The sequence below is a fragment of the Streptomyces sp. NPDC001220 genome, from assembly GCF_053597895.1.
Genome location: NZ_JBSFJE010000029.1, coordinates 36,293 through 55,167 on the forward strand (window position 1 = coordinate 36,293; position 18,875 = coordinate 55,167).

The window sequence follows — 18,875 nt, forward strand, 5'->3', positions numbered from 1 at the left end:
GAGGAGACGTCGTGGGAGAGATTGCACCTGCGGTCGGCGCGGACGGCGCCGCCAACGGCTACCAGGCCGTTGCCGTGAAGTTCCGGGCGCTCCAGAAAGCCAGCGCCGACCTGTTCGACGCAGCCGAGACCGTCGCGCAGTCGATGCGCGACGACTCCCGGTTCGCGATCGACGTCGCTGAGCTGTGCGCGCTGGCGGAGGTCGACCCCCGTCACGTCATGACAGTTGTCGAAGTCGGCGCCCGGTTCGGTGAGGTCGTCGGCGGCTGTACCCAGCTCATGGGTGCCGCCGACCGGGTCCACCAGGCCGCCCGGCAACTTCAGCATGAGCACCAGGCGGAGTACGGCGGTGTGTGGGAAGCCGTCACCACCAGCCCGGCCCGGCAGGCCAAACCCGGCTTCTACCGGTCCTGACCGCCGCCTGCACCCCCACCCCGTACCACCCGCCCCGAAGGGGCCGCACCCGCACAGCGGGACGCGGCCCCTTCCGCTTTCCGGAAGGACTGAACTGCTGTGATGCGCAGGATGCCCACGCGGGCGAAATGGGAGATGGGCGCCTACGGGGTATCCACCGCAGCCCTCGCCGTGCTCCCCAACCTCCACCAGCCGGCCGCCCACCTCACCGCCGCCGCGATCGGCGGCGCCAGCATGTGGCGCCTGTACCGGCACACCAGGACCGGCGACCTCCGCCGGACCGTGCGCAGCGCACAGCGGCTGCTCGGACCGGTCACCGGCAGCGCCGTCTACGCCGCGGCCGCCATCACCCCGGGCACCCGCTGGTGGGAGATCCCCCTCGCCCTCGGCTGGGGCGGCCTGATGTCCGCCTGGCTGCCCGCCACCCGCTCCACCTGGACGCCCGGCGACATGACCGCCGTCGCCTACCCGACCGGGTTCGAGGGACTGGTCATGCGGCTGTGGGACCAGCACCAGGTCGCCCCCCACACCCACCTGGAGAACATCCGCCAGACCATCTCCAGCGCGCACCCGGACTTCGAGTGCGAGATCGTCGCCCCGCAGGGCACCCCGGTCGGCCGCATCGAGGAGGAGGCCATCGCCGCGGCATTCGGCGTGCCGACCCTCGCGGTGACCATGCGCGAGACCACGCACGGGCCCGGCCGGATCCTGCTGACCGTCGCCCCCACCGGGGAGTCCAGCCGGAGCATCGAGTCGCTGTGGGAGACGCTGGTCGCCCGCCCCGGCGGCGCGATCCCCGGCAGCCGCGTCCTGCGCATCGAGCAACGCCCCGCACAGAACGGCATCCCCGCACGCGGCATGATCCTGGCCGAAGTCGAGCCGGGACAGGTCGCCCGCGTCTCCCACGAGCAGCTGTGCACGGCGTTCGGAATCCGGTCCGAAGAGATGCGGCTGGTCACCGAGACGCACGGCAACGAGGTCCTGGTGACGGTGTACGAGTCGGCGCCCCTCGCGTCCGGCCGCAAGGCCACCCGGGAACTGCTCACCCTGGACGCGTACGGCCGGTACACGATCGGCACCACCCCCGACGGCCGCGACGCCAAGGTCCACATGCGCAGCGCGTCCGGCACCCTGCACGGCTTTCTCGTCGGCGTCACCGGCTCCGGTAAGACGGTGGCGCTCGCGCTGATGTGCGCGGCGTGGGCGCTGGCCGGTCTGGCGACGTGGGTGACGTCCGCGCGGCCGGACGCGCAGATGTCCGCTGTCGGCCGCTACGTCGACCGGCAGAGCGCCGGCGCGGCGTTCACCTGGTGGATGCTCAAGGCCGCCGTGGCGCTGATGGACCTTCGGGGCGAGATCAACGCCGAGGCCGGCCACGACTTCTCCGCCCACTCCCCCTACCCGGGCCTGATCCTGGTCCTGGACGAATTCAACAGCCTGGTCGGTGACGACCTCCTCGGCGACGACATCGCGTTCATGACCGACGTCATCGCCCGCGAGGGCCGCAAGTTCGGTATCGGGATTGTCTTCGCCGGACAGTCCCTGAACCTGGACAAGCTGGGCGGCGCGGCCTCCCTGCGGGACCAGGTGCAGGGCGGTATCGGCGTGGTCCTGCGGATCACCGGCGGGATCGCCGCCCGGCAGGCCACCGGCGGACTCGCCGGTGACCACGACCTCGCCCCCATCCCCGACCGGCTCGGCTCCCACGTCTCCCTGCTCGACCGGATGATGGACACCGCGCAGGACGTCCCCGGCGCCGCCACCCAAGGCATGGGCCACACCGTCACCGGCTCCAGCGCGCAGATGATGCGCACCCTGTGGGCGCACCTGCCCGACGACGGCAGCCCCGACGGCCTCGGCGACCTGTTCCCTGAGGGCGGCATCTTCCAGCTGACGGACCGGGAGATCGAGCGGCTGACCGAGCTGGGGTTGTGGCACGACTGGACGATCGAGCCTCCCGTGGGCAAGAAGAAGTCCGGCGGGGACGACGACGACTACGGCGACGGCGACCTCGGGATCGGCGTGTTCGCGCCGCCGCCGGTCGTCCAGCCCGCCCGCACCAAGGCGCCCACGGTCAAGGAGAAGATCCTGGCGGCCGTCGACCGGGAGATGACCACCAAGGACATCCGGGACCTGGTCGACGCCGCCGCCGGCACCATCCGCAACGCCCTGTCGGACCTGGTCGCAGACGGCCGACTGCGCCTGGTCGACCACGGCGTCTACGGCCCCACCACCCCCATCGCGGGCGAGACAGGCGAGGGCGGTGCAGGCCCCCTGGACACCGCCGCCGACGTCCTGCTCACCGCCGCCGAACTGGTCATCACCACCCAGTTCGGTTCGGTGTCGATGCTTCAGCGCAAGCTGCGCACCGACCCGGGCACCGCGGCGCGGGTCATGGTCGCACTGGAGCACCTCGGAATCGTCGGCCCCGCCGACGGCAGCAAGCGTGAGGTTCTGGTCGCCGCCGACGCCGTTGACGAGGTCCTGCGCGAGATCCGCGCCGACCTCACCATCACCGTCGACTGACCCCCGCAACCCCGCCCGTTATGCCGCCCGGCCCGCCCGCCGGGCGGCACCCACCCACACCCCGGAAGGGACCACCCCGTGGTCGTCACCGTCTCCCTCGCCCTGGTGCTGTTCGTGATCGTCGTCGCCCTGCTGCGCGGCGGCTCCGTCACCACCCCCGCCGCGCTCACCTGCATCGCGCTCGGCTTCGCCCTCGCCTCCACCGGCCTCGCCCCCGCGATCAGCGACGTCTTGAGCGCTGTGGCCGGCCTGTTCTCCCGCACCTGACCGGAGCCCCCCCGCCATGACCGTCTCCGTCCGGCCCGCCACGGCACCCCCGCCTCCCGCAGCCCCCGCCCGCACCAAGGCGGAACCCGGACTGGAGGCCCGGCTCGCCGCCCGCCTCGCCGACATGACCGTGCGCCTGGAAGAAGCTGCCGTCGCCCACGAGGTCCGCACCGCGCACCTGTCCACCGACCCTGTCGACCTCGCCGACGTCATCACCGCTCCCTACGCCCCCGCCACCGCCCCGGCCACGGTTCCGGCGCCCACCTACCGCACACCGGTCGCCGCGCTCCTCGAGCGCGCACAGCACCGCATGGAGACGGCCGGATGGTGCAAGGGCGCCCTCACCGACGAGGCGGGCGCCGTCTGCCTCATGGGCGCCATCCGGATCGAGGCCCGCGGCGACGCAGGCCTCGCCGGGCAGGCGGAGACCGTCCTCCTGGACGCGATCCGCCGCGAGTTCGGCGATGACGTCCCGTCCGTGCCCTGGTTCAACGACCGGCAGCACGACGGTCGCATCCCGCTGCGGATGCTGCGCCGGGCGGCCGGCCTCGCCGACGCCCGGATCCTGTAGCCCGGTCAGTCCAGTTCGATGACGAGGCGTCCGTCGCCATCGACCCACGCCGGATAGACCAGCCCGCCGACGATCGCACGGTTGACGTACACGATCACGTCCGCGTCGACGTCGATGAACAGCACCCCGTCCTCATCGGTGAACGCCTGCCAGACCACACCGTCATGGTCGATCACCGCGTCGAACTCCACGGCCATACCGGCGCCCCCTCATCCGTTCTCGCCCCAGCGTGACGCACACGGCCTCACCCGGCCATCCCCTTCCCCCGTCCGACCCCACGTACCCGCACGCCACCCGGACACCCTGCCCGGCCCTCGCCTCCGGCCATCAACCGGCGGGCGAGGGCCGGACAGGCCGCCCGGCCTCCCGCACGATGGTCCGCCCGCTGGTGGCGGAACCGCCACAAGCAACGACCGCACCCCGCCGGCCGCCACGGCCAGGCGGCGATGCGTCATGTCCCCAACTTCTCTGGAGGACCCGCCCGTGCTCATCCCCCGCCCACGCCGCCGGATCGGCCGGCCCCGCCCCCAGCGCCCCGGCCCCCGCTACCCGCACCGCCCGGCACGACTGCCCGGCACCTGGAACCGGTGATGCCACGCACCCGGAAGCGGCGCCGCCGGGAAGTGGTCCGGACAGCGCGCGACGCGGCCCGGCTCCCCGAGTACGACCGCACCGCCGTCCCGGCCGGGCTCGTCACCCGCCGCCAGTTACGCGACCTCGGACTCAGCCCCGGCGGACACGACCCGGTCGCCGTCCTGCGCTGCAAGTGGTGCTCCTACCGGCCGCAATGGGCCTGCAACCACCCCACCCGGGCCTGGCTGTTCGCCGTCGCCGCGGCCGTCCCCAAGCGCGTCCCGAGCCTCGCTCAGGAGCGCGCGCTCGACCACGCGATGGCCGCCCGGCAGACCTGCCCCGGCCCGTGCGGCAGGCGCTACTACCACTGCCTTCCGCTTCGGACCCTCGGCACCTGCCTGGAGTGCTTCGACGGCACCCCGGCCGCTCCGGACAGCTACACCCTCGCCCGATAGCTCTGCCCTGGGGCAGGCACAAGGCGTCCAAACACATGCGCCTGCCCCGGGTCCTCTGCCCGCACGAGACGAGAGAGACCTCCCAGTATGAACCCGGCCTTACTCGCGCATGCCCGGATCGGGCAGCGCACCCTCCTGATCACCACGGCGGCCGTGCCGCTGACCGGCTGGACCGTCCACGCGGTCGCGCTGCACCGGCAGTTGGCCGCGTCCCGCCGTGACCCGCTGACCGGCCTGCTGCGCCGCGACGCCTACACCGCCCGCGCCCGCCGCATCCTCGCCCGCCATAGCGGCCGTGCCGCCGTGGTCCTGGTCGACGTCGACCACTTCAAGACGGTCAACGACACGTACGGGCACCCGGCCGGGGACGCGGTCCTCGCCGCGACTGGGGCCCGGCTCACCGCATGGGCGGGCCCGCACAGTGCGGTCGGCAGACTCGGGGGCGATGAGTTCGCCGTCGTCCTGGAGCTGGAGACCGGCGCCCGCGGCCGGCGCTTCGAGCAGCTGCTCCGCATGCTGTGCACGCCGGTCGTCCTGGACGACGGCTACACCGTCGACGTCGCCGTCTCGGTTGGCGCCGCGTCCCCGGCCGCGACCGGCAGCCGCGACCTGAGCACGCTGCAGCGGGCCGCCGACGCGGCCCTGTACGCGGGCAAGCACTCCGGCCGTGTCACCCTCGCGACCCGCGACGACGTCACAGTCCCGTCCGTCAACGGCCGCCGCGACGGCCGCCCCGGCACTCACGCATGGGGGCAGGCCGCATGACCCTCTACCGCCACGGCACGGAAGACCCGCGCTTCCCCCGCCCCCAGAGCACGATCGCCACCCGCTGCCAGCGCACCCCAGCCCTGTTCGACTTCGAGCGAGGCGACTACGCCCGCAAGGTGCCGGAGCTGGCGCAGGCCCGCAGCGCGTGCGCACGATGCCCGCTGGCCGCCGACTGTCTCCTGTGGGCACTGGTCAACAAGGACGTGACTCCGGTCGGGATCATCGCGGGCACCACGCCCCGACAGCGCACCCAGCTGCGGTCCCGCCTGGCGGCCCGGCTCGGTCCTGACTGGGTCGACGTCCTCGCCGACCAGGAGCAGGCCCGTAAGGATCGGACCATGGCGCCGGACCGTGCCGCATGAGCACCGCCACCCGGGCCACGGTCGCGGCAGAGAACGGCGCAGTAGAGGACCGACCCGGCAGGAAGTCGCTCGTGCCCGGCCTGGTCCCCGCGCCCGGCGCCCTCCTGGACCGGCGCGATCCCCGCCACTTCGACCACCGCAGGACCAAGCCGTGCGCGCTGTGCGGCAGTCCGACACCGATGCGCTCCCATGCAGGCGAGGCCACGCACAAGGTCTGCGCTGAGGCCTGGATCACCAAGAACCCCGGGGAAGCGAGAGCGTTCGGCCGGTTTGCCTCCGATGCCCAGCCCAAGTCCAGCGACCCCGGCGACCACGCCTGACCCCTGCTCGATCACTCCGCACGGAGGGCTCACCCATGAGCAGCACCCCCCGCGACCGCGCCCTTGCCTACCCCGAACCGCCGGCCTCGCTGTGCTGGCACCGCCACGGGCCGACGCCCCGGCCGCTCACCCCCGAACAGCAGCGCCGCAACCGCGAGCTGCTGACGCTGGCGCTCGCATCGCGTACCCCCCGCCCCCGCACCTCGCGCACCACGTCCCGATCGGAGACACGATGACCAGCCCGCTGCCCCGCACCCGCCCGTTCGCGCCGGACAGCCCGCTCGCCGTCCTGCTCGGCATCGCCACCGACACGGCCGGACCGGACGACGACGAGCAGCGCGACGACGCCGAAACCGCCGCCGCCCACCACGTGTACTACGCCTACTCGGAGACGCTCGCCTGCGTGGTCGACGCGGTCGACTGGCAGGGCTACCCGTCCGTCACCGTCGACGGCCGCCGTCTCGAACCCTCCGCCGTGGCCTGGCTGGACGGCGGCGCGTGGCTGCACCACACCCTCCGCATCACCGTGGACGACGGCGCCCAGGACATCCTGACCCTGATCGTGCCGTGCACCTGCGGACGCGGCTACGTCGACATCACCCTCGACACCGAGGGCGTTCTGGTCGACGTCCTCACCGACCTCGCCCCCACCCAGGGCCGCTCACCGCACCTCACCGAGTGCGCCGTCGACTGCGGCAGCATTCGTACCGCCGCGGCCCTCTACCCGGCCGTCTCCTGACCACCAGGGCGGCCCGCCCTGCGCACGGTGGGCCGCCCCCCGTTCCTGCACTCCGACCGGAAGGACCCCTTGCCCACCGACCCCACCTCCCGCCCGGCGATCGTCGTCCTGTGCGGATCCACCCGCTTCTGGGAACAGTTCGCCGAGGCCGCCCTGTACGAGACGGCCGCCGGCCGCATCGTCCTCGCCCCCGGCTGCAACCTGCGGGAGCCGCACGCCCTGTGGTCGACGCCCGACCGGGCCGACCGTATGAAGCGCATGCTGGACGACCTCCACCTGCGGAAGATTGACCTCGTCGACGACGTCCTGGTCGTCAACCCCGGCGGATACATCGGCGACAGCACCCGCCGCGAGATCGAATACGCACGCACCCTTGGCAAGGAGATCCGCTACACCCAACCCGTACCCGACGGGAGCGACCATGCCTGACCGTGTACCGATCGTCTTGGTGTCGTTTGGGTTCCTGCACCTCGAAACCGACCACCAGGGCCGCCCCGTCTTGCCGGAGGCTGACCGTGTCGAGGACGTCCGAGACCGGCTGCACGAACCCGCCGCCACCCGCGACATCCTCGACCTGGACGGCCACCACCGACCCGGACGGATGACCCTTGGACGCCGTTTGACGTCCTCGCCCGGGTCGGACCGTTCCCAGCTACGGTAGACGCCCATGAGTGCCTACGACCGTGCCGTGCAACGCGCCCTCGCCGCCACCGGCCACACCGACCTCACAACCGGTCAGCTCGCCGCGCTCCTCGACCGCACCGAGGAAGCCACCCCGCACGCACAACACCTTCAACGTCTCCACCCCGGACACGCCACCACCCGCAACCGCCTGCACGCCGCTGGCATGACCTGCGCACAGATCGGCCTCCACGACGACGGCGACCCGGAGTTCCTCGACGCACTGCTGGAGGAACTCGCCCACACATAAGCCCGGCAACAGCCCTTCACGGCCCGGTACTTCCGCAGCTTCGGAAGTACCGGGCCGTGAAGATCGGGCCAGGGGACGTGTCCCCTGGCCCGATCTTCACGAGCACAGGGCCCACTTGCTAGCCCTACTTCTCGATGACGAAGTAGATGGCCCGGTGCTCATCCACCCTCTCCAGCAGGCCACTGTCCGCCAGCCGTCGGTACACCTCTCGGATGTACTTCTCGGAGGGGTGGTAACCGGCGTCTCGCAGGGTTTGCATTCCGCGGCTCGGGTCCCACGTTCCGCCGAGCGCGCGAACGGACTTCTCCAGGGACTCTCGCTGGGTGTTCTCAGCCTTCTGCACCTTGGCCATGTGGTTGCGGATGCTTTCAGGGGCGCCCTTGTATTCGCAGTGGTCGCACTTCTTCCAGGCGCCCGCTTCGACGGCTGCGTCGGTGACGGGGTTGTCGGGGCCGTAGCCCTGGCTCTTGAGGAGTTCGGCGACGGAGCTGTTGTGGTGGACGGCGAGGTAGGCGGCTTCGGCGATCTTGTCATGACCGGCGGCGAAGGTGCGTCCGTAGCCGATGGCGGTCTGGCAGCCGCAGTAGCAGCGGTTGGTGGTCGCGGTGTCTGTCATGCCGTCAGGTTAGCTACCCCGGAAACTCCTAGCAAGTCTTGGAAACCCTTGGATGTCTAGGGTGATAGAAGGCGGGTGGGCTATGGAAGCAACAACTCGCAATGGGCGAGAGAACAGGCGGCCGGCACCGCGCATGCGCACTCACCAACCTCCTCGCGCAACGCCTCACCGACCGGAACATCCCCACAGCAACTCCAGTACCTGCACGCTCACCTCCCACGCGTCCTGAAGAACTGAACTACCAACAAGGGCCCGGTCCCCCGCATCCGCGGGGACCGTGCCCTTCCTGCGTTCCGGAGTCAGTCATAGGGCGGTGCATCCTGTGCCGACAGGGCGTTCGTCAAAGCGGCGTAAAAAAGGATCGGCCCCGTGAGCGGCACCGGGGTGCTGCGGAGGCCCGTGCCGGACCGCACCACGGCCGGCGACGCAGCCGCCACTGCTCTGACCTGCGACGGCACTCCTGGGGAGGAAGGCGAGGGTCGCGTCTAAGCTCCCCTTATCCGACGCGACAAACCGGGATATGACGCCGGGTCAGGATGAAGGGCGGGGACCGTATGACGCCGAGCGGAAGCACTCGGTGCGCAACGCCAAGATCCGCTACGCGGACGACCCCGAGATCTGCCCGGCCCGGGCCTGGATCGCCTACCGCACCCGGCTGGCCGCCGAGCACGGCGAGTCGGCGACCGACCCGTCGGCGCCCGCGTTCGTCGGCATCGACCGCTGGGGCCACCTCACCGGCGGCATGGGACCCGACTCGGTCACCCGTGCCATCAAGAGGATCTCCAGACGGGCCGGGATGCCGATCGCCTGGACCGGGCGTTCCCTGTGCATCGGCCTGGCCTCCGTCGCCCGCCACCACGGCAAGGACAGCATCACCATCGCCGACCAAGGCGGCTGGGCCCGCCACTCCCGCTCGATGCTCCACTACATGCAGATCAACAACGGATGGAACGACAACGCCTCCGCAGGCGCCCAGTCCCGGCTCGGAACCGCGGGCGCCCGCCTGTAGCCCTTGCGCCGCCCGAGTCATCAGTGCCGCAGTCAACCTCTTCGAGCTCAGTCTGGAGGCATCCGGACTCCCCGTCATAAGACGTGGCTTCAATTCGCCGTCGCCGCGTTCGGTGGGCCGCACAACCGTGACGTAGTGGGTGCACTGGCCCGTCGCCTTCAGGTAGCGGCGGGCCAGTGTCTCGTACGGATGGTGTCACCGGCCGACGGTGCCCAGCCGCGGTGTTTTCTGCGTCGTCCCAGTTCAGGGCTATGGATGTCACCGATCACAGTTCCGCAAAGGATCTCTGAGGTTCTCTTGCGGGCTCCGAGGGGGCCAGCGAGGGAGGGTGGTTGCCGGATTGGTCACATCTCGCAGGGATTGCGTCTGCTGATCTCTTGGTCGGTATACAGCATTCAAGGTCATGAATAAGTCAAGGATTATATAAGACAAGAGATTTGAGGAAGATCTGAGCGCGCGTTAGCCCAGGTCAGAGCCGGAGTCGTTAACCTCCGCGACAGATAGCTCCTCTTACCTCACCCTCCACACGGGATGCGCACGCATCCCTCACGGTTGTCGGAGGGGCATAGATGAGACACAACCTGTGGCGGGAGGGGTCGCCACGCCGAACAGTCCGGCTCAGACGGACTGCCATGACGGTGGCTGTCGTACTGGCGGTCGAGACCGCGCTGATGTCGCTGGGGACGGGGGCGGCCTTCGCGACTGATTCTGGTACGCCGGAGGCGACGACGGCTTCGGACACGTCCAAGCCTGCGGCCTCGTCGGCGGATTCGGAGGCCTCCGCTCTGCTGATGGCGCGGTTGCAGGACCGGAAGATCGAGGTGCTGTCGGAACGGATGACGGACTCGACGACGTATGCGCTGCCCAGTGGGGAGCTAGAGACCGACGCGTACGCCGGTCCAGTGCGGGTGAAGGAGGACGGGGCCTGGAAGGACATCGATACCTCGCTGTCCGACACCGGCGCGAACCTCACTCCGGACGCGGCCGCGGCAGACATCGCGGTTTCCGACGGCGGGGACACGCATCTGGCATCGGTGGCGAAGGGGAAGGATTCCTTCGGGCTGGGCTGGGAGGACGCGCTGCCCACGCCGTCGGTGAAGGACAGCACTGCTTCCTATGATTTGGGCAGCGGCCAGACCCTGTCCGTCACTGCACTCGCGCAGGGCTTCTCCGAGAACATCAAGCTGACCCAGCAGCCGGATGATGACACGGTCTCGTACCGCATCCCTCTGGAACTGGACAGCCTGAAGTTGTCCCAGACCGAGTCTGGTCATCTGCTGCTCAAGGACTCCGACGGCAAGCTGGTAGCTGAGGCCCCAGCGCCGATGATGTGGGACGCGTCCAAGGACGAAGCGTCGGGTGAGTCTGCGCACCAGTACCAGGTCGCGACAAAGATTGAGACTGCGGACGACGGCTCCCAGACCCTGGTCCTGACCCCGGACAAGACCTTCCTGTCGACCGCGACGTATCCGGTGACGGTCGACCCGACCACCACGCTTGCGGTCACCACCGACACCTGGGTGCAGAACCCGGACTACCCTGACTCACAGATCTCCTCGCAGGAGCTGAAGTCGGGCACGTATGACGCCGGCAGCGACACAGCGCGCTCGTACTTGAAGTTCGACACGTCGAAGTTCAAGGGCACGCACATCACCTCGGCCACGATGTCGCTGTACTCCTACTACTCATCCAGCTGCTCCAGCTCCGCGTCGACCCAGGCCAAGCGGCTCACGTCCGCGCTGGACACCACGACCCTCACCTGGGGGGCGCAGCCGTCGACCACGACGATCAACATGGCCTCCAACACAGGCCACTGGGGCTACGACTCCTCCTGCGCCGCGAACTGGTCGAACTGGACAGTCACCGGCATGGTCCAGGACTGGGCTAACGGCATTGCGAACAACGGCATCCAGCTGCGCAGCTCGGACGAGAAGGACTCCACCAACTGGCGGCGCTTTCGCTCGGCCAACTACACGACCTCTGGCTACGCGCCGAAGCTCTCGGTGACCTACAACTCGTATCCGTCGGTGCCTGCTTCGGTCGCGATCTCGCCCTCGCAGGTCAACGCCTACAACGGTGTCCGGTACGTCACCTCGCCCACCCCGACCCTGTCGGCCAAGGTGACCGACCCGGACGGCTCCAGCACCAAGGCCCAGTTCGAGATCACGGCGGATCCGGCACACCCGGACACTACCTACTCCTACACCGGTACGTCGTCCTCGGTGGCCTCCGGTTCGACGGCCAAACTGACGATTCCGTCCGCCTCCGCCCTCCCCGCCGACACCCATCTGCGCTATCGGGTCCGGGCTTACGACGGCACCGACTTCGGCTCCTGGTCCGGCTACACGACGTTCACGCTGAACACATCAGCCCCCGCCGCCCCGACGGTCGCCTGTGACACGTACGAGGAGAACGGCTGGACGACGAAGGCAAGCGGTGCGGTGTCATGCGCGGTCGACACTTCGTCCTCCGACGGCGCGGGCTACTACTGGGGCCTGGACGACAGCACCCTGCCGAACAAAAAGCTGGACACCACCGACGGCAACGGCGGTGACGCGGCCACTATCAGCATCGACCCGGTCAACGGCTGGCACACGCTGTACGCCCGCACCGTCGACTCCGGCGGCAACCTGTCCTCCGCCACCACCAAGTACTCCTTCGGCGTGGGCACCGACGGCGCCGCGGTCCTGTCTCCGAAGGACGGCGACACCACCGCCCGCCGGCTTACCCTGTCCGCGAAGGGCCGGACCTCCTACACGGGCGTGACCTGGCAGTACCGCCGCGGCGAGACCGACGACTGGCACACTGTCCCGGTGGGCGACGTCACCGCCTCCGGTGACACCGTCTTGTCCTGGCCGGTCTCCGTCACCGACGGCACCGCCACCAATCTGGTCTGGAACACGGTCGGTTCCCTCACCGAGGACGGCGCAATTCAGCTCCGTGCCGCCTTCACCGACGGCACCACCACCGGCCACTCGCAGACAGTCGAGGTCACCATCGACCGTGACGCCGGGGCCGCCCCGACCGCTCAGGTCGGACCCGGCACCGTCAACGAGCTCACCGGCGACTACACACTGTCGGCCACCGACGCCTCAGCTTTCGACGCCGATGTCGAGCGCGCCTATTCCTCACGGGCCAACGACAACGACACCGAAGGCCAGGCTCAGACCTTCGGCCCCGGCTGGACGTCAGCCGTCGACGCCGCCGACAGCACCTACACACAGATCCGCAAGACCTCCGGCACATCGGTGGAGTTGCTCAGCGCGGACGGCAGCTCGATCGCCTTCACCGCCACTTCCGGTGGCGGCTGGCAGCCCGAGACCGGCGACGAGAACCTGACCCTCACCGGCACTCTCTCCGGATCGAAGTTCACGCTCACCGACACCGACGCAGACACAACGGTGTTCAGCAAGGCGGCGGACACGGCCACCACCTGGACGCTGTCCTCGTCCGCGACCGCAGTGGACGACTCCACCGTCACCACTGTCTCGGAGACCGTCCCCTCGGGCAGCCAGACCCTGGCCCGCCCCAAGTACGTGATCTCGCCGACGGCCGGCGTGAAGGAATCGACCTGCCAGGCCGATCCATCCACCAAGGGCTGCCGAGTACTGGAGTTCGTGTACGCCACCACGACCACCGCCACTGACTCGGCATTCGCCGACTACACGGGCCAGGTCAAGGCGATCACGCTGTGGGCCACCAACCCGGGCGCCTCCGCCGCCACCGCCGAAACCATCACCTCCTACGCATACGACGCCTCCGGCCGGCTGCGTGAGGTGTGGGACCCGCGCATCAGCCCCACGCTGAAAACTCGGTACGCGTACGACTCCGACGGCCGCGTCAGCACCCTCACCCAGCCCGGTGAGCTGCCGTGGACCTTCGCATATGGCAAGGCCGGCTCCGCCGCGACCGCGGGCGCGGGAATGCTGCTGAGCGCCTCCCACGCGGCCCTGGCCGAGGGCAGCGCGAGCACCACCTCGGGCACGGCGACCACCAGCGTTGTCTACGACGTCCCGCTCAGCGACGGTAACGCGCCCTACGCCATGGATGCCGACACGGTTGCAAGCTGGGCCCAGCAAGACGCCCCGACCGACGCGACCGCCGTCTTCCCGGCTGACTCCGTGCCGTCGTCCCACACCGGAAAGGACCTGGCGTCCGGCGACTACGGCCGCGCCACCATCACCTACATCAACGCCGACGGCCGGGAAAGCGACTCGGCGGCGCCGGGCGGCGCCATCACCGCCACCGACCACGACGTGTACGGACACGAGATCAGCAGCCTGACGGCCGCCAACCGCGCGCTCGCGTTGGGTACTTCCAGTGGTGCCTCCAGCGAACTGGCCGGACTCGGACTGACCGACCTGGCTACCGCTGACCGCGCCCGGCAGCTCGCCACCGTCTCCGAGTACTCCACTGACGGCGTGCGGCTCTTGGACGTGTACGGACCGCTGCACGAGGTCACCCTCACCGGCGAACTCAAGGGAGACGGCGGCACACTGCCCGCAGGCTCGGTGGTTCCCGCCCGGTCGCACACCTCGTACACCTACGACCAGAACCGCCCCGGTGACGCGGCGGTCTCGGACCTGGTAACCACCACGCAGACCGGAGCCTCCGTCGCCGGATACTCCGCAGACGGCGACACCCGCACCATCACCACCACCTACGACTGGTCGACAGGCCAGCAGCTGGCAGTCGCCGGCGGCGCCACCACCAACACCGTGACGGCCTACGACGACGCCGGCCGGGTAGCCACCACCCGCACCGCCGGCTCCTCCGGCTCGGACGCGGACACGCTGAACTACACCTACTACACCGCAGACGGCTCGGGCACCTGCGGCAGCCACCCCGAATGGGCCGGGCTGCTGTGCCGTACCGCACCCGCGGCCGCGATCACCGGTGGCGGCAATAACCCGACTGAGGCGGTCACCACCACCTACACCTACAACCGTTGGGGTCAGGCCACCACCAAGGCGGAGACCGCCAACGGCGTGACCCGCACCACCACCATCACCACGGACGCCGCAGGCCGGACCCTCAAGAGCGAGGTCACCGGCGGCACCGGCAAGACGACCCCCAACACCAGCTTCGCCTACGACAAGGACAACGGGCAGATCGCCTCCCAGTCCTCAGGCAGCCAGACCGTCGCCTACACCTACGACGCTCTCGGACGGCTCCTGACCTACGACGACGGCACGGGCAACACCACGACCCGGGCCTATGACGCCCTCGACCGGACGGTGAAGACCACCGACTCGGCTCCTTCCACCGTGACATACGCGTACGACACGGCGGGCAACGTGAAGAGTCTGGCGGACTCGGTCGCCGGCACGTTCACCAGCGCGTACGACGCCGACGGCATCCTCACGTCGCAGAGTCTGCCGGGCGGGTACAGCCTGGCGGTCAGCACCGACACAGCGGGCAACGAGACCGGCCGGCAGTACACGGCAAGCGACGGCACAACCGTCGCCGCAGACACAGCCGCGTACTCGGCGGACGGACAGCAACTCGGCGACACCCAGACCGACGGGCCAAGCGTCGACACCGCCTACACCTACGACGGTACCGGCCGCCTCACCCAGGCCGCCGACACCACCGCCAGCGGCTGCACCACCCGCGCCTACACGTTCGACAGCAACAGCAACCGCACCCAGCTGAAGACCAGCTCGGACGACTGCAACAGCAGCACCGACAACACCACCACGATCACCACGCCTTACACCTACGACTCGGCAGATCGCCTGGTCAACAGCGGCTACGCATACGACGCCCTTGGCCGCACCACCACCGACGGCACCACCGCCCTGTCCTACTACACCAACGACTTGGTCGCTTCGGAGACCGTCGGATCCACACGCAACAACTGGAGCCTTGACGCCGCTTACCGTCTCGGCACGCAGACGACCCAGACTCAGGGGGCTGACGGCACCTGGACTGACACCGCTTCGGTCACCAACCACTACGGGTGCGGCTGCGACAGCCCGACCTGGAGCAAGACCGGCAGTACCCTCAGCCGCGTTGTTCGTGACGTCACGGGTGATCTGGGGGCCACGACGTCGGCAAGCGGGAACATCGTCCTCCAACTGACCAACATCCACGGGGACGTCACCGTGCAGCAGCCGCTGGACACGTCCGTCGCCAGCACCGTCCAGCACTACGACGAGTACGGCAACGCGCTGGACAGCACCGCCGGCGGCACCTACGGGTGGCTCGGAGGCTACCAGCGTCCGTCGGGCACCCTCAGCGGCGCTGTCCTGATGGGTGTCCGCCTCTACGCGCCTGCCGTCGGCCGCTTCCTCAGCACGGACTCTGTCTACGGCGGCAACTCTGATGCCTACACCTACCCGAGCGACCCGGTGAACGATCTGGATCTGACGGGCCAGTGGACGTGGTCTACGCACTACTACGGCATCCGATTCCGGCTCAACAAGAGCGAGACCTTCCACGCCGAGAACTACGCCTGGTGGGCCGACCACGCGGTCGGTTTCGCCGCGGTCGTCGGGCTGGGAAAGAACGCCTGGCTTGACTTCTTCACGCTGGACGCCGTGGTGATCGAGCGCAAGGCGAAGTGGGCCAACAAGGTTCACCACTGCCTCGAACTGCGCTGGCCTTGGGCGTACCCGGGACTGATCCCCTACACCTACTGGGGCAAGAAGAACGGCTGTAAGTAAGCCGGCCGAAAGCTGAAAGGGTGGCGGGAGGGAGGATCACCCTTCATCCCGCCGCCTCCCCGACCTTTGAGAGGTACCCATGTTGATCATTGAAGTGGTGCAGGCGGTTTTCATCATGGCTCTGCTCGTCACCGACGGCAGATCCGCCATGAAGCCCCTGGCGGTATGGACCGCGGTGGGGTTCACCGCGAGCCAGATCCTCACCGGCCGCGACGACGGACTGGCCGACATCTTTTTCAGACTGTGCATCGCCGTGTTCGCCACCATCGCGATAGACCGCTGGAGGTCCGAGCAAGAACGGCCCCTATGGTTGGCCGGAGCAGCCTGCCTGTTGAGCGGTGTCCTCATCGGCTGGGTTGCCTGACACCGCACGCGTTGAGACGACCGGCCCCTCGGCCAACTACACCGCCGGGAAAGCCGGCGGCGCCGGTGGCGAGCAGGACGTCGGTGACGACAGCAGGGGACGCAGAACGCAGGATGTGACGTCCTCGGGCCTGCGAGCACGGCAGGGTATTGGTCCGCAAAAGCGCATGCGCACTCACCAACCTCCTCGCGCAGCGCCTCGCTGACCAAGGCATCCCCGCCGCAACTCAGCACCTGAACGCCCACCTCCCACGCGTCCTGACGCACTGAAGCACCGGCTACAAGGGCCCGGCCCCCGCATCTGTGGGGGCCGGGCCCATTTTGCGTTCCGAGCGTGGTCAGGCAGCTTCGCCAGTGGCCTGCGGGCGGTCGTCCAGGACGATGGTGGTGACCTGCGCACCGGCAGGACGGCCGTGGGTGGTGTCGGTAACGGCCAGTTGTGTGCGTCGGTAGATCGCGCAGGCCAATGCCCAGGTCGCCATGTCCTCCTCGTCTTGGACGCTGGTCTCGCGGACCTTGCGCATGGTGACGAGGTCGGCCAGCACCGAACGCCCGGAGAGGAAGGTCTCGATCATTCCGTCGTCGAGGTCGTTGATGCGCTCGGGCACGCGGAAGTGAGAGTGCTGCGAGGTCTGCTCGATAAGGAACGACCACGTGTCCCGATGGCAGATCACCTTCGCCGAAGCGATACCCGCGGCCTGCAAGACGCTCTGGGTGTGGTGATCGCGGTCCTTGCGCCGCTCCTGGTCGCGATGCCCCAGGGGTGCGATGGGTGGCCTCCAACTTGGGGCCCGCCTCCGCACCGGCCTTGACACCGGGAAAGCCGACTTCGACCTTCACCTTGCCGTCACCGCCGCGGCGGAACTCCACATTCAGCGTCAGCTGTGCCTGCTCCACCTCGAACCGCAGTTGCTGGCCGGCCCCGTCGTCCTGCGCGGCATACAGCTCACGCCGCAACTCCATCAACGCTTCCGCCAACGTGACCTTCGCGTCCACGCAAACCCCCCATGCACTGCGCCGAACTGGCGCCCCCGGAAAACAATCAGCATGTCGTAGCCGTGATACTTCCCGCAGCGCTTCCGCACCGTCGCAGTGGCGGGCCCGGCCCGCGAGCCGCCCCGTGCCGACCGAGAGTGCATCTCCCCGGTCGGCGTCGGTACGAGCTCCGCAGCGTCCAGTGGCCAGCCCAAGGTGTCAGAGTCACACCGACGATGTCGGCACCTGCTTGACACCGAAAGACAACCTGATCAAGGTTCTCGTCGAGTGGACGCCTATGCACGGCCGATCCCCCACACAACGCGGTTGCTCTCAGCTCCGCCTCATCCAGCGCTCGTTGTGCGCAATTGCCAAGGCCGTCTGCGCCTGGCTTTCGCGGTGGCGGTCGCCGGTGTTGCGGAAGATGGTGGCGGCCTGGTTGTGGGCGTTGATGGCTTCGTCGAAGCGCCGTACCCTCTGCAGGACGGTGCCGAGGTTGATCAGCGTTGTGCCTTCGCCGTGGCGGTCGCCGAGTTCGCGACAGATGGCCAGGTCCTGGTTGTGGGCGTTGATGGCTTCGTCGAAGCGCCGTAGCTGTTGCAGGGCGTTGCCGAGGTTGTTCAGCGCCTGGCCTTCGCTGTGGCGGTCGTCGGTGTCGCGGTAGATGGTGGCGGCCTGGTTGTGGGCGTTGATGGCTTCGTCGAAGCGCCGTACCTCCTGCAGGGCGGCGCCGAGGTTGTTCAGTGTGGTGCCTTCGCTGTGGCGGTCGTCGGTGTCGCGGAAGATGGTGGCGGCCTGGGTTAGGGCGTTGATGGCTTCGTCGAAGCGCCGTAGCTGTTGCAGGGCGTTGCCGAGGTTGTTCAGCGCCTGGCCTTCGCTGTGGCGGTCGTCGGTGTCGCGGTAGATGGTGGCGGCCTGGGTTAGGGCGTTGATGGCTTCGTCGAAGCGCCGTACCTCCTGCAGGGCGAGGCCGAGGTTGTTGAGCGCTCCGCCTTCGCGGTGGCGGTCGCCGAGTTCGCGGTAGATGGTGGCGGCCTGGGTTAGGGCGTTGATGGCTTCGCCGAAGCGCCGTACCTCCTGCAGGGCGAGGCCGAGGTTGTTGAACGCTCCGCCTTCGCGGTGGCGGTCGCCGGTGTTGCGGAAGATGGTGGCGGCCTGGGTTAGGGCGTTGATGGCTTCGTCGAAGCGCCGTACCTCCTGCAGGGCGTTGCCGAGGTTGTTGAGCGCTCCGCCTTCGCGGTGGCGGTCGCCGGTGTTGCGGAAGATGGTGGCGGCCTGGGTTAGGGCGTTGATGGCTTCGTCGAAGCGCCGTACCTCCT

At 69.2% G+C, this 18,875-nt stretch carries 19 protein-coding genes and 1 pseudogene; 15 read left to right on the forward strand and 5 right to left on the reverse strand.

The window, feature by feature from the left end:
- Positions 1-11: 11 nt before the first annotated feature.
- From ACWDGI_RS41870 to ACWDGI_RS41885, 4 genes are all read left to right on the forward strand, one after another.
- Positions 12-413 carry a hypothetical protein gene (locus ACWDGI_RS41870; protein WP_450768292.1) on the forward strand — a complete coding sequence of 134 codons (402 nt, stop codon included), beginning with the start codon at positions 12-14 and terminating at the stop codon, positions 411-413.
- Between the two features lie 111 nt (positions 414-524).
- On the forward strand, positions 525-2,939 hold the full coding sequence (locus ACWDGI_RS41875) for a DNA translocase FtsK (RefSeq protein WP_450768293.1): 2,415 nt from the start codon (positions 525-527) through the stop codon (positions 2,937-2,939).
- A 78-nt stretch (positions 2,940-3,017) separates the two neighbouring features.
- Positions 3,018-3,206 carry a hypothetical protein gene (locus ACWDGI_RS41880; protein WP_450768294.1) on the forward strand — a complete coding sequence of 63 codons (189 nt, stop codon included), beginning with the start codon at positions 3,018-3,020 and terminating at the stop codon, positions 3,204-3,206.
- A gap of 16 nt (positions 3,207-3,222) precedes the next feature.
- Complete coding sequence (locus ACWDGI_RS41885; RefSeq protein WP_450768295.1) at positions 3,223-3,777, forward strand: DUF6197 family protein; 555 nt, start codon at positions 3,223-3,225, stop codon at positions 3,775-3,777.
- A gap of 5 nt (positions 3,778-3,782) precedes the next feature.
- On the opposite strand, the gene ACWDGI_RS41890 is transcribed toward ACWDGI_RS41885, so the two are convergent.
- Positions 3,783-3,974, reverse strand: coding sequence for a hypothetical protein (locus tag ACWDGI_RS41890; protein WP_450768296.1), 192 nt, complete (start codon positions 3,972-3,974; stop codon positions 3,783-3,785).
- Between the two features lie 393 nt (positions 3,975-4,367).
- Between ACWDGI_RS41890 and ACWDGI_RS41895 the strand changes: the two genes are divergently transcribed.
- The 8 genes from ACWDGI_RS41895 to ACWDGI_RS41930 all read left to right on the forward strand — a co-directional run bounded on the left by ACWDGI_RS41895 (position 4,368) and on the right by ACWDGI_RS41930 (position 7,925).
- Positions 4,368-4,805, forward strand: a complete 438-nt coding sequence (locus ACWDGI_RS41895; protein ID WP_450768297.1) for an RRQRL motif-containing zinc-binding protein — start codon at positions 4,368-4,370, stop codon at positions 4,803-4,805.
- Positions 4,806-4,892: 87 nt separating this feature from the next.
- A complete protein-coding gene (locus ACWDGI_RS41900; protein ID WP_450768298.1) occupies positions 4,893-5,570 on the forward strand; it encodes a GGDEF domain-containing protein in 678 nt (225 codons plus the stop codon).
- The gene (locus ACWDGI_RS41905) at positions 5,567-5,935 is read left to right on the forward strand and encodes a WhiB family transcriptional regulator (RefSeq protein ID WP_450768299.1); all 369 of its coding nucleotides are present in this window, start codon (positions 5,567-5,569) and stop codon (positions 5,933-5,935) included. Before ACWDGI_RS41900 ends, ACWDGI_RS41905 begins: the two co-directional genes overlap by 4 nt.
- Positions 5,932-6,255: a hypothetical protein gene (locus ACWDGI_RS41910; RefSeq protein WP_450768300.1), complete on the forward strand. Its 324-nt coding sequence runs from the start codon at positions 5,932-5,934 to the stop codon at positions 6,253-6,255. Before ACWDGI_RS41905 ends, ACWDGI_RS41910 begins: the two co-directional genes overlap by 4 nt.
- A 35-nt stretch (positions 6,256-6,290) precedes the next feature.
- Positions 6,291-6,491, forward strand: a complete 201-nt coding sequence (locus ACWDGI_RS41915) for a hypothetical protein (protein ID WP_450768301.1) — start codon at positions 6,291-6,293, stop codon at positions 6,489-6,491.
- Positions 6,488-6,994, forward strand: coding sequence for a hypothetical protein (locus tag ACWDGI_RS41920; protein WP_450768302.1), 507 nt, complete (start codon positions 6,488-6,490; stop codon positions 6,992-6,994). The genes ACWDGI_RS41915 and ACWDGI_RS41920 overlap by 4 nt, the downstream gene beginning before the upstream one ends.
- Before the next feature lie 69 nt (positions 6,995-7,063).
- Complete coding sequence (locus ACWDGI_RS41925; RefSeq protein ID WP_450768303.1) at positions 7,064-7,423, forward strand: hypothetical protein; 360 nt, start codon at positions 7,064-7,066, stop codon at positions 7,421-7,423.
- Positions 7,424-7,661: 238 nt separating this feature from the next.
- Complete coding sequence (locus tag ACWDGI_RS41930; RefSeq protein ID WP_450768304.1) at positions 7,662-7,925, forward strand: hypothetical protein; 264 nt, start codon at positions 7,662-7,664, stop codon at positions 7,923-7,925.
- A 124-nt stretch (positions 7,926-8,049) separates the two neighbouring features.
- Here ACWDGI_RS41930 and ACWDGI_RS41935 read toward each other — a convergent pair whose 3' ends face one another.
- Complete coding sequence (locus tag ACWDGI_RS41935; protein WP_450768305.1) at positions 8,050-8,541, reverse strand: hypothetical protein; 492 nt, start codon at positions 8,539-8,541, stop codon at positions 8,050-8,052.
- Positions 8,542-9,118: 577 nt separating this feature from the next.
- On the opposite strand from ACWDGI_RS41935, the gene ACWDGI_RS41940 reads away from it, so the two are divergent.
- The 3 genes from ACWDGI_RS41940 to ACWDGI_RS41950 all read left to right on the forward strand — a co-directional run bounded on the left by ACWDGI_RS41940 (position 9,119) and on the right by ACWDGI_RS41950 (position 16,582).
- The gene (locus ACWDGI_RS41940; RefSeq protein WP_450768306.1) at positions 9,119-9,550 is read left to right on the forward strand and encodes a hypothetical protein; all 432 of its coding nucleotides are present in this window, start codon (positions 9,119-9,121) and stop codon (positions 9,548-9,550) included.
- 632 nt (positions 9,551-10,182) lie between these two features.
- Positions 10,183-16,218, forward strand: coding sequence for a DNRLRE domain-containing protein (locus ACWDGI_RS41945; RefSeq protein ID WP_450768307.1), 6,036 nt, complete (start codon positions 10,183-10,185; stop codon positions 16,216-16,218).
- A gap of 79 nt (positions 16,219-16,297) precedes the next feature.
- Complete coding sequence (locus ACWDGI_RS41950) at positions 16,298-16,582, forward strand: hypothetical protein (protein ID WP_450768314.1); 285 nt, start codon at positions 16,298-16,300, stop codon at positions 16,580-16,582.
- A 337-nt stretch (positions 16,583-16,919) separates the two neighbouring features.
- On the opposite strand, the gene ACWDGI_RS41955 is transcribed toward ACWDGI_RS41950, so the two are convergent.
- The 3 genes and pseudogenes from ACWDGI_RS41955 to ACWDGI_RS41965 all read right to left on the reverse strand — a co-directional run.
- Positions 16,920-17,285 (reverse strand): hypothetical protein, encoded by a 366-nt coding sequence (locus ACWDGI_RS41955; RefSeq protein WP_450768315.1) that lies wholly within the window; start codon positions 17,283-17,285, stop codon positions 16,920-16,922.
- Positions 17,286-17,358: 73 nt separating this feature from the next.
- A pseudogene (locus ACWDGI_RS41960) lies at positions 17,359-17,577 on the reverse strand (trypco2 family protein); the annotation flags it as partial.
- A 312-nt stretch (positions 17,578-17,889) separates the two neighbouring features.
- The coding region (locus tag ACWDGI_RS41965) for a tetratricopeptide repeat protein (protein WP_450768308.1) at positions 17,890-18,875 on the reverse strand (986 nt) is incomplete at its 5' end.